We start from the raw sequence: 14,353 nt of genomic DNA, 5'->3' as shown, positions 1-14,353 counted from the left end.
ATCCACTGGACCTAAATGGCTTTAGTTGCAACCCCGGCAAGATAAAAGAAAGCTGTTATTTCCGCAGTGTTGCAGCAGTTCCAAAATAAACATCGCCCGCTGTGACCGTAACGCGCCCGCCATCATTGTCACGGATCACGAAACGGCATGCTTCATCTATTGTCTCGAAGCGGCCTTCGATGATGTTGCCTTCAACCTGCATGGTGACATTTCCGCCCAAACCATGTGCCCGCTCCAGCCAGCGTTTGCGAATGGCGTCGAGTCCGCGCCCCTCGTCCCACACACGATAATTGACCGACCATGCGTCGGAAAGAGCCGCAAACAATGTCTCGGCGTCGCACTTGCTGCCAAGCGCATTCAGCGAGGTCGCGGCATAGGGCAGATCATCGGGGAAAGCCACGATATTGGTGCCGATACCGATGGCGACCGCAAAGCGATCCTTCGCAAGAATCGACGATTCCAGCAGAATGCCCGACAGCTTAGCGCCGTCCAGCAGCACATCATTCGGCCATTTCAGACCGATCTTCGGCGGTACGGCTGGTCCGGTTGCTGCAAAAGCCGCTTCCAGCGCATCGGCGAGCGACAGGCCTGCAACAAAACCGAGCGTTGCCGCCGTTTTCAACTCGTAGGATTCAATCAGAAGAAGTGTGGAGGCCAGATTGCCTTCCGGTGTAGACCAGGCGCGCCCGCGTCTTCCACGCCCGCTTTCCTGTCTTTTCGAGACAAGCCATAGCTTGCCCGGATCACCGCTAGCTGCCCGTTCCAGAGCCACTGCATTGGTGGAGCCTACCGTCTCGAAAACCTCGAGACGATAGCCAGCATTTTCGGCGACAGGCGAAAGCGCAAAATGCATTCGATCACCTGCTGCCGTTTACTTAGAAGAACGTCTTTGCTGCGGCTTCGGCAAATCCGCCGATTGGGCCAGCAAGGAACACGTAGAAGAGCACGAAGGCACCCGCGACGCCGAGAACGAGACGCAGCTCGCCCGCGACCGGCACGAAACCACCGACCGGTTCATCGAACCACATGATCTTGATCATGCGCAGATAGTAGAACGCACCCACGACCGACGCAACGATACCGATGATCGCCAGCGGATAAAGACCAGCCTGAACAGCAGCGAGGAAGGTGTACCACTTGCCGAAGAAGCCAGCCATCGGCGGGATGCCAGCGAGCGAGAACAGGAAGATCGTCATGATCGTTGCCAGCACCGGATTGGTGCGCGACAGACCGGCCAGATCACCAATGTTTTCGACATTGCCGTCCTTGGTGCGCATGGCGAGAATGAAGGCAAAGGTGCCGAGCGTCATGGCGAGATAGATCGCCATGTAGATCGCCACACCCTTCACGCCCACAGCCGTACCGGCAGCGAGACCGACAAGGGCATAGCCCATGTGGCTGATGGAGGAATAAGCCATCAGACGCTTGATGTTGCGCTGGCCGATAGCGGCGAAGGCTCCCAGAACCATCGATGCGATTGCGATGAAGATCACAACCTGCTGCCAGTCATGGGTGACCGGAGCAAAGGCTTCCGAGACGACGCGGATGATGAGCGCCATGGCGGCCATCTTCGGAGCGGCTGCAAAGAAGGCCGTTACCGGGGTCGGCGCGCCTTCATAGACATCCGGCGTCCACATATGGAACGGAACGGCGGAAATCTTGAATGCCAGACCGGCCAGAATGAAGACCAGACCAAACACCAAACCAAGCTCACGCTGGCCGCCCGAAACAGCCTGTGCGATTTCGGTAAAGCCGATATGGCCGGTATAGCCGTAAACAAGCGAGATGCCGTAGAGCAGCATGCCCGAGGACAGCGAGCCGAGAACGAAATACTTCAGACCGGCTTCCGTCGAACGAACGCTGTCACGGTTGAACGCTGCGAGCACGTAAAGCGCCAGTGACTGCAGTTCGAGACCGAGATAGAGCGACAGCATGTTGGATGCCGACACCATCAGCAGCATGCCGAGCGTCGAGATGACGATCAGAACGGGGAACTCGAACTTGTCGAACTTTTCCGCCTTGGCGAAACCGACCGACATGACGAGCGTGACGATGGAGCCGATCAGGGTCAGCACCTTCATGAAACGGCCGAAGCCGTCATTGACGATGGCGCCACCGAAAGCGGAACCATTCGCCGGGAATAGAACAACCAGTGCCAGCGCTGCAATCAGCACTGCAACGGACAGTCCGTTGACGAGCGTGGTTGCACGCTCGCCAGAGAACACGCCGATCATAAGCAGTGCCAAGGCGCCTACAGCCAGGAGAACCTCCGGTGCTGCAAGGGTCAGATGAGCTATCAGATCAGTCTGCATGACCTTACGCCTTTATTTTCTTACTGTGCCAGCATTGCATTGGCGGCTCCGCCAACTGCAGCGTCGTAATGTTGAACCAGAGCGGTCACAGCACTTGCAGTCGCATTGAAGACCGGTGCCGGATACACGCCGAAGAAGATGGTGAGTACCACGAGCGGGTAGAGAATGATCTTCTCACGCGGGCTCAGATCAAGGAGCGCCTTGAGGCTTTCCTTGTCGAGTGCGCCGAAGATCACCTTGCGGTAGAGCCAGAGCGCATAGGCCGCCGAGAGAATGACACCCGTCGTTGCGAACAGCGCCACCCAGGTATTGACCCGGAACACACCGAACAGCGTCAGGAATTCACCGATGAAGCCCGAAGTACCCGGCAGACCCACATTCGCCATCGTGAAGATGAGGAAGGCCACCGCATATTTCGGCATGTTGTTCACCAGACCGCCGAACGCCGCGATCTCACGGGTATGCATACGGTCATAGATCACGCCGACGCAAAGGAAGAGCGCGCCCGACACGATACCGTGCGACAACATCTGGAAGATTGCGCCCTGAATGCCCTGCTCGTTAGCCGCGAAGATACCCATGGTCACATAGGCCATGTGTGCAACGGACGAGTAAGCGATCAGCTTCTTGATGTCTTCCTGAACCAGAGCCACCAGAGACGTGTAGATGATGGCGATCACCGACAGCGTGAAGATAAGCGGCGCAAAATCGGCGGAAGCCAGCGGGAACATCGGCAGCGAGAAGCGCAGGAAACCGTAGCCGCCGAGCTTCAGAAGGATACCGGCCAGAATGACCGAGCCTGCCGTCGGCGCTTCAACGTGCGCATCCGGAAGCCAGGTGTGGACCGGCCACATCGGCATCTTGACGGCGAACGATGCGAAGAAGGCGAGCCATAGCCATGTTTGCATGCCAGCCGGGAAGCTGAACTTCTGCAACTCGACGATGTTCATCGTACCAGCCTGCCAGTACATGGCCATGATGGCGATGAGCATCAGCACCGAGCCGAGCAGCGTATAAAGGAAGAACTTCAAGCTTGCATAGACGCGGCGCTTGCCGCCCCACACACCGATGATGATGAACATCGGAATAAGGCTTGCTTCGAAGAACACGTAGAACAGGAACAGGTCGAGCGCGCAGAACACGCCGATCATGAGCGTTTCCAGAATGAGGAACGCGATCATGTATTCCTTGACGCGCTTTTCGACCGATATCCAGCTTGCAAGAATGCAGAACGGCATCAGGAAAGCGGACAGCACCACGAACAGGACGGAAATGCCGTCCACGCCCATGTGGTAGCTGATGCCACCACCCATCCAGCCAGCCTGCTCGACCATCTGGAAACCGGGGTTCGAATTATCGAACCCGGCCCAGACAACGAGCGACAGGATGAAGACGAACACCGTCGTCAGCAAAGCGACGTTGCGGATGTTGCGACGCGAAGCCTCGCTGTCGTCCTTGATCAGAAGGATCAGTAACGCGCCGACGAGCGGCAGAAACGTGACCGTTGAGAGAATTGGCCAGTCGGTCATCAGAAAGAGCTCCCGAGCATCATCCAGGTGACGAGCGCGGCGACGCCGATCAGCATCGCGAATGCGTAATGATAAAGATATCCGGACTGCATCTTGACGACGCGGTTGGTGACATCGAGCACACGGGCCGAGATACCATCCGGACCGAAGCCGTCAATGAGCCAGCCGTCGCCACCCTTCCAGAACAGACGACCGAGCCACTTGGCCGGACGAACGAAGAGGAAGTCGTAGAGTTCGTCGAAATACCACTTGTTCAGCAGGAACTGGTACAGACCGCGATGGCGCTCTGCCAGTGCCTTCGGCGTTTCCGGCGACCGGATATAGAAGATCCAAGCGACGATGAAGCCGATAACCATAGCCGTGAAAGGCGACAGCTTAACCCAGGTCGGAACGTGGTGGTAATGATCCAGGATCTCGTTGGTCGGCGACGTGAACAACGCACCCTTCCAGAACTCGGCATATTCATGGCCGAAGAAGAATTCCTTGAACACAACACCGGCGAGGATCGCGCCGACAGCGAGTACAAGCAGCGGAACCAGCATCACGGGCGGCGATTCATGGACGTGATGCATGACTTCCGCCGAAGCGCGCGGCTTGCCGAAGAAAGTCATGAAAATCAGACGCCAGGAATAGAAGCTCGTGAACAGAGCCGAGACGACGAGCAGCGTGAAGGCGTAGCCGGCAGCCGGGCTGTGCGAAGCGAACGTCGATTCGATGATCGCATCCTTCGAGAAGAAGCCAGCCGTACCGATGATCGTGCCCGGAATACCGAGACCCGTAATAGCGACCGTACCGATGAGCATCATCCAGTAGGTAACCGGGATCAGCTTACGCAGACCGCCCATGCGACGCATGTCCTGCTCTTCAGACACGGAATGGATAACCGAACCGGCGCAAAGGAACAGGAGAGCCTTGAAGAAGGCGTGCGTAAACAGGTGGAACACGGCAGCGCCGTAAGCGCCGACGCCCAGAGCCACGAACATATAGCCAAGCTGCGAACAGGTCGAATAAGCGATAACGCGCTTGATATCGTTCTGCACCAGGGCAACCGTTGCCGCGAAGAATGCAGTGGTTGCGCCGATGATGGTGACAACCAGAAGAGCCGTATGGGAGAGTTCGAAGATCGGCGACATGCGCGCGACCATGAACACGCCCGCGGTCACCATGGTTGCGGCGTGAATGAGAGCCGAAACAGGCGTCGGGCCTTCCATAGCGTCCGGAAGCCAGGTGTGCAGCAGGAACTGCGCCGACTTACCCATGGCGCCCATGAACAGAAGCAGGCAGACAACGGTCAGCGCCGTTTCCTTGTGTAGTTCATAGCCGAGGAAGTTCAGCACGACCTGACCTGCATCCGCAGCGCCTTCTGCCGGCAGATAATTGGCGGCGGCAGCAAAGATCGTGTTGTAGTCGACCGACTGGAACAGAGCGAACAGACCGAAGATACCGAGCAGGAAGCCGAAGTCACCAACGCGGTTGACGACGAAGGCCTTCATGGCGGCGGCATTGGCCGAAGGCTTCTTGAACCAGAAACCGATCAGAAGATAGGACGCCAGACCAACGCCTTCCCAGCCGAAGAACATCTGGACCAGATTGTCCGACGTAACCAGCATGAGCATCGCGAAGGTGAACAGCGACAAATAAGCGAAGAAGCGCGGACGATGCGGGTCATGGTGCATATATCCAATCGAATAGATATGCACGAGAGCCGAAACCGAGTTCACAACAACGAGCATGACGCCGGTCAGCGTGTCGACACGCAGCGCCCAATCGAAGGACAGCGAACCGGATGTGACCCAATGCAGCACCGGAATGCGCACAGTTTCACCATGGCCCATCGGAATCTGGAAGAACACAATCCACGAGCAGATCGCGACGATAACCATGAGGCCGGAAGTGATGTATTCACTCGCTTTCGCACCGATCTTATTGCCGAACAAGCCAGCAATAAGAAAGCCGATAAGCGGAAGGAAGACGATCGCGTAGTAGAGCATTTGCCCGTCAACCTTTCATAACATTGACGTCTTCCACCGCGATGGAACCGCGATTACGGAAGAAAACAACGAGAATTGCCAGACCGATGGCCGCTTCAGCAGCCGCAACAGTCAGAACGAAAAGGGCGAAGACCTGCCCGACCATATCGCCGAGCTGGCTGGAGAACGCCACGAAGTTGAGATTGACCGAAAGCAGGATCAATTCGATCGACATCAGGATAACGATGACATTCTTGCGGTTCAAAAAGATGCCGAAGACGCCAAGCGTGAACAGGATGGCCGAAACGGTCAGATAATGAGCGATACCGATTTCCATATGCTTATCCTTAGATGCCTTTGCCCGTTTCGACCTGCTTGACCTCGATCGCCGTTTCTGGCGTGCGAGCAACCTGGGTCGGAATGGACTGGCGCTTGACATTCGGCTTGTGCCGCAGCGTCAGAACGATGGCGCCGATCATCGCGACCAGAAGGACGAGACCTGCAACCTGGAAGTAGAAGACGAAGTCGGTGTAGAGAATGTCGCCCAGAGCAGCGGTGTTGGACCGCTCGGCGATATTCGGGATCGGCACAGAGCCCTGCCCCAGCTTCGGTGCAAACATGTTGCTTGCGAATACGAAGATCAGTTCGCCCAGCAGGATCAACCCGACCAGAGCGCCGACCGGCGCATATTGCAGCGCACCGCGCTTCAGTTCCGAGAAATCCACATCCAACATCATGACGACGAAGAGGAAGAGAACCGCCACAGCGCCGACATAAACGACGAGCAGGATCATGGCGAGGAACTCAGCCCCTGTCAGCAGGAACAGAGCTGCCGCATTGAAGAATGTGAGGATCAGAAACAGCACCGAATGCACGGGGTTGCGTGCCGCAATCACCATGAACGCGCTTGCGATCATGATGAAAGCGAACAGATAGAAAAACGCTGCCGCAATACCTGTCAGCATGGGGATCCCCCAACACCTTTCCGTGAGCAAAGCCCTATTGCTTTGCCCGCTTTATTCATAAACTCTTGTTCGAGCATCGCACTGACCGAAAACCCGATCTGACACTCGAACTGATCGGGAACCCGATCAGCGATAAGGCGCATCCATCGCGATATTGCGCGCGATTTCGCGTTCCCAACGGTCACCGTTGGCAAGGAGCTTGTCCTTGTCGTAGTACAGCTCTTCGCGCGTCTCGGTCGCGAACTCGAAGTTCGGACCTTCGACGATGGCATCCACCGGACATGCTTCCTGGCAGAAGCCGCAATAAATGCACTTCACCATGTCGATGTCGTAACGCACCGTGCGGCGGGTGCCGTCGTTGCGGCGCGGACCGGCCTCGATGGTGATGGCCTGCGCCGGGCAGATTGCTTCGCAAAGCTTGCAGGCGATGCAGCGTTCTTCACCGTTGGGATAACGGCGCAGCGCGTGTTCGCCACGGAAGCGCGGAGAAACCGGGCCCTTTTCATGCGGGTAGTTCAACGTTGCCTTGGGCGCGAAGAACTGGCGCATGGAAAGAAAGAACGCGCCGACGAATTCCTTGAGAAGGAGCGATTTGGCTGCTTGAGCGATTGAAGCCATTGTTATTACTCCTTACGCCAGACCGAAGACTTTGAGGAAGGTCGCGGTTGCGACAACCATGAAGAGCGAGATCGGCAGGAAAACCTTCCAACCCAGACGCATCAGCTGGTCATAGCGGTAACGCGGTACGAAAGCCTTCACCATGGCGAACATGAAGAAGCAGAAGCAGAGCTTGAGCATGAACCAGATGACGCCCGGAACCCAGTTGAGGAACCATACGTCAACCGGAGGCAGCCAGCCGCCGAGGAAGAGCGTGGTCATCAGGGCGCACATCAGCGTGATCGCCACATACTCGCCGAGGAAGAACAGAAGGAACGGCGTGGACGAATATTCGATCATATGACCGGCCACGAGTTCGGATTCAGCTTCGACAAGATCGAAAGGCGGACGGTTCGTTTCAGCAAGCGCCGAAATGAAGAAGATCACGAACATCGGGAACAGGCAGAGCCAGTTCCAGTCGAGGAACGATGCAGGCAGGCCAAGCATGGTGCCGAGGCCGGTATTCTGCGAAAGCACGATATCGGTCAGGTTGAGCGAGCCAACCGTCAGCAGAACCGTAACAATCACGAAGCCGATGGAAACTTCGTAGGAAACCATCTGCGCCGCCGAGCGAAGAGCGCCGAGGAACGGGTACTTCGAGTTGGAGGCCCAGCCGCCCATGATCACGCCATAAACTTCAAGCGAAGAAATGGCGAAGATATAGAGAATGCCGACATTGATGTTTGCGATGGCCCAGCCTTCATTGACCGGGATAACCGCCCAGGTTGCCATTGCGAGAACGGCGGAGACGAAGGGCGCAAGGAGGAAGACACCCTTGTTTGCGCCCGACGGAATAATTGGTTCCTTGAAGACGAACTTCAACAAGTCGGCGAAAGCCTGGAACAAACCCCAGGGACCGACAACGTTAGGGCCGCGACGAAGCTGTACTGCTGCCCAGATCTTGCGATCCGCGTAAAGCAGGTAAGCGACGACGATCAGCAATACGACGAGCAGAACGACCGACTTCAGCGCCATAATCAGCGCGGGTAAGACGTAAGCTGCAAAAATTCCTTCCATTGTTCCGTCTCTCTCTCGCTTACTCGGCAGCCTGCTGGAAGCCGCCAGCCGCGAGCGCCGAGCATTCGGCCATGACGGCGGAAGCGCGCGCAATTGGGTTCGTCAGGTAGAAGTCCTTGACCGGGGAAACGAACGCAGCGCCGCCGCCCAGGTTGGAGGCCTTAGCTGCCAGCGCGACGAGATCGTCGGCGGAAGCAGGAGTGATGGTGTCGATGGCCAGCATGTGCGGGTAGTCCGCATAGAGCTTGGCGCGAAGCTGGGCGAGCGAGTCGAACGGCAGGCGCTTGCCCAGCGTATCGGAAAGAGCGCGCAGGATTGCCCAGTCTTCCTTCGCTTCGCCCGGTGCGAAACCGGCGCGGCTGCCAAGCTGCACGCGACCTTCGGTGTTGAGCCAGGTGCCCGACTTTTCCGTATAGGCTGCGCCCGGTAGGATCACGTCGGCGGCATGCGCACCGGCATCGCCGTGCGTACCGATGTAAACGACGAAGCTCGAACCCTTTCTGGTCATGTCGAGTTCGTCTGCACCGAGCAGGAACACCACATCCAGATTGCCCAGCATGTCGCCAGCTGCCTTACCGCCCTCACCCGGGACAAAGCCGAGATCCAGAGCGCCAACGCGCGAAGCGGCAGTGTGCAGAACGGAGAAGCCGTTCCACTCATCCTTGATCGCGCCGACATCCTGAGCAAGCTTGGCGGCGGTCGACAGAACCGCAGCACCATTCTCGCCGATGAGCGCGCCCTGACCGATGATGATCAGCGGACGTTCAGCCTTGGCGAGTACATCGCGGAAGGCGTTCTTGCCAGCGACGAGCGAGCCAAGCGTATCTGCGCCAGCGCCCAGATATTCGTATTCGTAGCGCAGTTCAGTCTGTTCGCCGATCAGAGCGACCGGGAAATGACCCATGCGCTGACGCTTGCGAATACGTGCGTTCAGAACGGCAGCTTCAACGCGCGGATTGGAACCGATGATGAGCAGAGCATCAGCGTTTTCAATGCCTTCGATCGTCGCGTTAAAGAGATAGCTTGCACGACCCAGTGCCGGATCGAGGGCTGCGCCATCCTGACGGCTATCGATATTGGCAGAGCCGAGCGAACCCATCAGGTTCTTCAGTGCGTAGATTTCTTCAACCGAAGCCAGATCGCCTGCAACAGCGCCAATCTTATCGGCAGAGGTTGCGGAAACCTTGGCAGCGATAGCGGAGAAAGCTTCCGGCCAGCTTGCGGCGACCAGACGGCCATCCTTACGAACATAAGGGCGGTCGAGGCGCTGGGTGCGCAGGCCGTCCCAGATGAAGCGGGTCTTGTCGGAAATCCACTCTTCGTTCACCGCTTCGTTGACGCGCGGCATAACGCGCATCACTTCACGGCCACGGGTGTCGACGCGGATGTTGGAACCGACCGCATCCATCACATCGATGGTTTCAGTCTTGTTCAGTTCCCACGGACGAGCCTGGAATGCATAAGGACGCGAGGTCAAAGCGCCAACCGGGCAAAGATCGATGACATTGCCCTGCAGTTCCGACGTCATGGCGCGCTCGAGATAGGTGGTGATCTCGGCGTCCTCACCACGGCCAATGAGGCCGAGTTCGGAAATGCCAGCAACTTCGGTCGTGAAGCGGACGCAGCGCGTGCAGTGAATGCAGCGCGTCATCACCGTCTTGACGAGCGGGCCGATATATTTGTTTTCGACAGCACGCTTGTTCTCGCGATAGCGCGAACCGTCGGTGCCGAAAGCCATTGCCTGATCCTGCAGATCGCACTCGCCGCCCTGATCGCAGATCGGGCAATCCAGCGGGTGGTTGATGAGCAGGAATTCCATCACGCCTTCGCGGGCCTTCTTGACCATCGGCGTGTTGGTGAAGATTTCAGGTGCTTCGCCATTCGGGCCCGGACGCAGATCGCGCACGCCCATAGCGCAGGATGCAGCCGGCTTCGGCGGTCCACCCTTCACTTCAACCAGGCACATACGGCAATTTCCAGCGATGGAAAGCCGTTCGTGGAAACAAAAACGCGGCACTTCCGCGCCTGCGGCTTCGGCAGCCTGAAGGAGCGTATAGTGATCGGGTACTTCGATCTCTGTGCCGTCAACCTTGATCTTTGCCATCGCTTTTCCAAACCTGCGGCTCGTGCCGCAATCTAGACGTCAAACTTTTCCGCCTTCCCTACCCGGGCAGGCTCAACGCAACTCGTTTAAGCCTTATTCCGCTGCTTCCAGACGGATATTGCGGCTCTGCACGGCGTTGCGTGTGTAATCATCAATGCGCTTTTCAATTTCCGGACGGAAATTGCGGATCAGGCCCTGAATTGGCCATGCAGCCGCATCGCCAAGCGCACAAATCGTGTGACCTTCAATCTGCTTGGTCACGTCGAACAGCATGTCGATTTCACGCTTCTGCGCGTTGCCCTTGACCATGCGTTCCATAACGCGCCACATCCAGCCGGTGCCTTCACGGCACGGCGTGCACTGGCCGCAGCTTTCATGCTTGAAGAACGCCGACAGACGGGCAATCGCCTTGATGATGTCAGTGGACTTGTCCATGACGATCAGGCCGCCGGTGCCGAACGACGATTTCTTGTCGCGCATGCCGTCGAAATCCATGATGGCGTCCATCATGTCTTCGCCCTTGATGACCGGGCACGATGCGCCGCCGGGAATAACCGCCAGCAGATTGTCCCAGCCGCCGCGAATGCCGCCAGCGTGCTTTTCAATCAGTTCGCGGAACGGAATGCCGAGGCCTTCTTCCACCACGCAAGGCGTGTTCACATGGCCAGAAACCTGGAACAGCTTGGTGCCGACATTGTTCGGGCGACCGATGGACGAGAACCATGCACCGCCGCGACGCAGGATCGTCGGCGCAACCGCAATCGATTCTACGTTGTTCACGGTGGTCGGGCAGCCATAGAGACCCATATTGGCCGGGAATGGCGGCTTCAGGCGCGGCTGGCCCTTCTTGCCTTCAAGGCTTTCGAGCAGCGCGGTTTCTTCGCCGCAGATATAAGCGCCAGCGCCGTGGGAGACAAAAATGTCCATATCCCAGCCGCACTTGTTATCCTTGCCAAGCAAACCGGCATCGTAACATTCGTCGATCGCTGCCTGCAGGGCTTCACGCTCACGCATGAACTCGCCGCGGATATAGATATAAGCGGTGTGTGCACCCATGGCGCAACCTGCGATCACGCAGCCTTCGATCAGCGTATGCGGATCATGGCGCAGAATTTCGCGGTCCTTACAGGTGCCCGGCTCGGATTCGTCGGCATTGACGACGAGATAATGCGGGCGACCATCGCTCTGCTTGGGCATGAACGACCACTTGAGACCCGTCGGGAAGCCAGCGCCGCCACGGCCACGCAGGCCCGACGCTTTCATCTCGTCGATGATCCAGTCACGGCCCTTTTCAATGAAGCCCTTGGTGTTGTCCCAATGGCCGCGAGCCATGGCACCCTTGAGGGAGCGATCCTTGAAGCCGTAAATATTGGTGAAGATGCGATCTTTATCAGCCAGCATGTCTCACCTGTTTCCGTTCGTGTTTGCGAATATCGAAGTCATCATACCGGCTTCTTTCCGAATACCTTGATGTATTCCTCGACGCCGCCCTTGGCCAAAGCCTTGGCTTGCTTCACCCATTCTTCACGCTCGATGCGACCGTGGAAGCTGAGATAACCGTCAACCCATTCGCGCTCTGCCTTCTTCCAGGCAGCAACCTGCTTGAAGGTGAAGATGCCCAGCTCATGCAGGGTTTCTTCAATCTTCGGGCCAACGCCGGAGATCAGCTTCAGATCGTCAACGGCTTCCGGGCGCTCCATGGCAACCGGGCGATTGGTATCGTCGAGCTTGAAGGACTGCTTCGTATCGACCGAAGCGGCCCTCTCGGCGGCCTTCGACACCTTGACGTCTGAAGGCGTCTTCAGAGCCGGATCGGTTTCAGGCGCATTGGTAACCGGCTTAGCAGAGTTCGACGGCGCGACATTCTTCGCTTCTTCGGCAGCCTTGGCTTCAGCTTCCGCCTTGGCCTTTGCTTCCGCTTCGGCCTTCGCCTTGGCAGTCGCGGCATCCGATGCCTTGCGGGTTTCGAGACCGATCTTCTTGTAATCCAGATCTTCGGTCAGCGAGGTCAGGCCGTTGATCGGCTCAGACGTCACGCGGTCTTCCTGCGGGCCCGGCTTGACGGTGTCGCCCTTGCCAGCTTCGAAAGCGTCGATGATTTCAGCCAGGCGCTCCGGCGTCAGATCTTCATAGGCGTCCTTGAAGATCATGACCATCGGCGCATTGGCGCAAGCGCCCTGGCATTCGACTTCTTCCCACGACAGCGTACCGTCGGCATTGGTCTCGAACGGGTCGTGGTTGATCTTGTGACGGCAAACATCCATCAGCGCTTCCGAACCGCGCAGCATGCACGGGGTCGTACCGCAAACCTGAATGTGAGCGCGCGTACCAACCGGCTTCAGCTGGAACTGCGTATAGAACGTGGCTACTTCCAGAACGCGGATCAGCGGCATGTCGAGCATGGCTGCGACATGTTCAATGGCAGCTTTCGTGACCCAGCCGTCCTGCTCCTGCGCACGCATGAGCAACGGAATAACAGCCGACTGCTGACGGCTTTCTGGGAATTTTGCGATCGTCTTGTGCGCCCAGTCCTGATTTTCCGCGTTGAACGCGAAAGCGGCTGGCTGGACGGCATCATCTGCGAGACGGCGAACGGACATCAGCGGTCAACCTCACCAAACACGATATCGAGCGAGCCAAGAATTGCCGACACGTCAGCCAGCATATGGCCGCGGCACAGGAAATCCATGGCTTGAAGATGGGCAAAGCCCGGAGCGCGCAGCTTGCAGCGATAAGGCTTGTTGGAGCCGTCCGAGACGAGGAAGACGCCAAATTCGCCCTTCGGGGCTTCAACTGCTGCGTAAACTTCACCGGCAGGCACATGGTAGCCTTCCGTGTAAAGCTTGAAGTGGTGAATGAGCGCTTCCATCGAACGCTTCATCTCGCCGCGCTTCGGCGGCACGATCTTGTTGTCGGTGTTGGAAACCGGACCGACGCGTTCCTTGCCGAGAAGCAGGTCAACGCACTGGCGCATGATACGCGCCGACTGGCGCATTTCTTCCATGCGGATCAGGTAGCGGTCGTAGCAGTCGCCGTTCTTGCCGATCGGAATATCGAATTCCATCTCGTTGTAGCACTCATAAGGCTGCGACTTGCGCAGATCCCATGCAGCGCCCGAACCGCGAACCATGACGCCCGAGAAGCCCCATGCCCAAGCATCTTCCAGCTTCACAACGCCGATATCGACGTTACGCTGCTTGAAAATACGGTTTGGCGTGATGAGGTCATCGAGATTGTTGAGCGTCGTGAAGAACGGATCGATCCATTTGCCGATGTCTTCAACGAGCTGATCTGGCAGGTCCTGATGGACGCCGCCCGGACGGAAATAAGCAGCGTGCATACGTGCGCCACAGGCGCGTTCGTAGAACACCATCAGCTTTTCGCGCTCTTCGAAGCCCCAGAGCGGCGGCGTCAATGCGCCAACGTCCATGGCCTGCGTGGTCACGTTCAAAAGGTGGTTCAGAATGCGACCGATTTCCGAATAGAGAACGCGGATCAGCTGGCCGCGCTTCGGCACATCGATGCCCATAAGGCGTTCGACGGCAAGCGCATAGGCGTGTTCCTGATTCATCGGCGCCACATAGTCGAGGCGGTCGAGATAAGGCACGGCCTGAAGATAGGTCTTGGCTTCCATCAGCTTCTCGGTGCCGCGATGCAGCAGACCGATATGCGGATCGACGCGGTCGACGACTTCGCCGTCGAGCTCAAGCACCAGACGCAGCACACCGTGCGCGGCAGGATGCTGCGGACCAAAATTGATATTGAAATTGCGGACCTGAGTCTCAGCCATGTTCAGCTT

The 14,353-nt window shown here is 57.7% G+C and carries 12 protein-coding genes; all 12 read right to left on the bottom strand.

Going from position 1 to position 14,353, the window contains the following annotated elements; genetic code table 11:
• Positions 1-55: 55 nt before the first annotated feature.
• The 12 genes from QBD01_RS06025 to QBD01_RS05970 all read right to left on the bottom strand — a co-directional run bounded on the left by QBD01_RS06025 (position 56) and on the right by QBD01_RS05970 (position 14,344).
• On the bottom strand, positions 56-853 hold the full coding sequence (locus QBD01_RS06025) for a biotin--[acetyl-CoA-carboxylase] ligase (protein ID WP_280991988.1): 798 nt from the start codon (positions 851-853) through the stop codon (positions 56-58).
• 22 nt (positions 854-875) lie between these two features.
• Positions 876-2,312 (bottom strand): NADH-quinone oxidoreductase subunit NuoN, encoded by a 1,437-nt coding sequence (gene nuoN / locus QBD01_RS06020; protein WP_280991987.1) that lies wholly within the window; start codon positions 2,310-2,312, stop codon positions 876-878.
• A 20-nt stretch (positions 2,313-2,332) separates the two neighbouring features.
• The gene (locus tag QBD01_RS06015; RefSeq protein ID WP_280991986.1) at positions 2,333-3,841 is read right to left on the bottom strand and encodes an NADH-quinone oxidoreductase subunit M; all 1,509 of its coding nucleotides are present in this window, start codon (positions 3,839-3,841) and stop codon (positions 2,333-2,335) included.
• Complete coding sequence (gene nuoL / locus QBD01_RS06010) at positions 3,841-5,832, bottom strand: NADH-quinone oxidoreductase subunit L (RefSeq protein ID WP_182520280.1); 1,992 nt, start codon at positions 5,830-5,832, stop codon at positions 3,841-3,843. Before nuoL ends, QBD01_RS06015 begins: the two co-directional genes overlap by 1 nt.
• Positions 5,833-5,839: 7 nt before the next feature.
• The gene (gene nuoK, locus QBD01_RS06005; protein ID WP_006466598.1) at positions 5,840-6,148 is read right to left on the bottom strand and encodes an NADH-quinone oxidoreductase subunit NuoK; all 309 of its coding nucleotides are present in this window, start codon (positions 6,146-6,148) and stop codon (positions 5,840-5,842) included.
• 10 nt (positions 6,149-6,158) lie between these two features.
• Positions 6,159-6,776: an NADH-quinone oxidoreductase subunit J gene (locus tag QBD01_RS06000; RefSeq protein ID WP_280991985.1), complete on the bottom strand. Its 618-nt coding sequence runs from the start codon at positions 6,774-6,776 to the stop codon at positions 6,159-6,161.
• Positions 6,777-6,902: 126 nt separating this feature from the next.
• Positions 6,903-7,394: an NADH-quinone oxidoreductase subunit NuoI gene (gene nuoI, locus QBD01_RS05995; RefSeq protein WP_078338429.1), complete on the bottom strand. Its 492-nt coding sequence runs from the start codon at positions 7,392-7,394 to the stop codon at positions 6,903-6,905.
• A gap of 12 nt (positions 7,395-7,406) precedes the next feature.
• The gene (nuoH, locus tag QBD01_RS05990; protein ID WP_078338428.1) at positions 7,407-8,450 is read right to left on the bottom strand and encodes an NADH-quinone oxidoreductase subunit NuoH; all 1,044 of its coding nucleotides are present in this window, start codon (positions 8,448-8,450) and stop codon (positions 7,407-7,409) included.
• Between the two features lie 19 nt (positions 8,451-8,469).
• The gene (gene nuoG / locus QBD01_RS05985; RefSeq protein ID WP_280991984.1) at positions 8,470-10,554 is read right to left on the bottom strand and encodes an NADH-quinone oxidoreductase subunit NuoG; all 2,085 of its coding nucleotides are present in this window, start codon (positions 10,552-10,554) and stop codon (positions 8,470-8,472) included.
• A 93-nt stretch (positions 10,555-10,647) separates the two neighbouring features.
• Complete coding sequence (gene nuoF, locus QBD01_RS05980; protein WP_078338427.1) at positions 10,648-11,955, bottom strand: NADH-quinone oxidoreductase subunit NuoF; 1,308 nt, start codon at positions 11,953-11,955, stop codon at positions 10,648-10,650.
• Positions 11,956-11,996: 41 nt separating this feature from the next.
• A complete protein-coding gene (locus QBD01_RS05975; RefSeq protein WP_280991983.1) occupies positions 11,997-13,154 on the bottom strand; it encodes an NADH-quinone oxidoreductase subunit E in 1,158 nt (385 codons plus the stop codon).
• The gene (locus QBD01_RS05970; protein ID WP_280991982.1) at positions 13,154-14,344 is read right to left on the bottom strand and encodes an NADH-quinone oxidoreductase subunit D; all 1,191 of its coding nucleotides are present in this window, start codon (positions 14,342-14,344) and stop codon (positions 13,154-13,156) included. The genes QBD01_RS05975 and QBD01_RS05970 overlap by 1 nt, the downstream gene beginning before the upstream one ends.
• Positions 14,345-14,353: the final 9 nt, after the last annotated feature.

It is taken from the genome of Ochrobactrum sp. 19YEA23 (assembly GCF_029909865.1).
GTDB classification, from domain to species: domain Bacteria; phylum Pseudomonadota; class Alphaproteobacteria; order Rhizobiales; family Rhizobiaceae; genus Brucella; species Brucella gambitense.
This window is presented reverse-complemented; position numbering and strand designations above follow the sequence as displayed.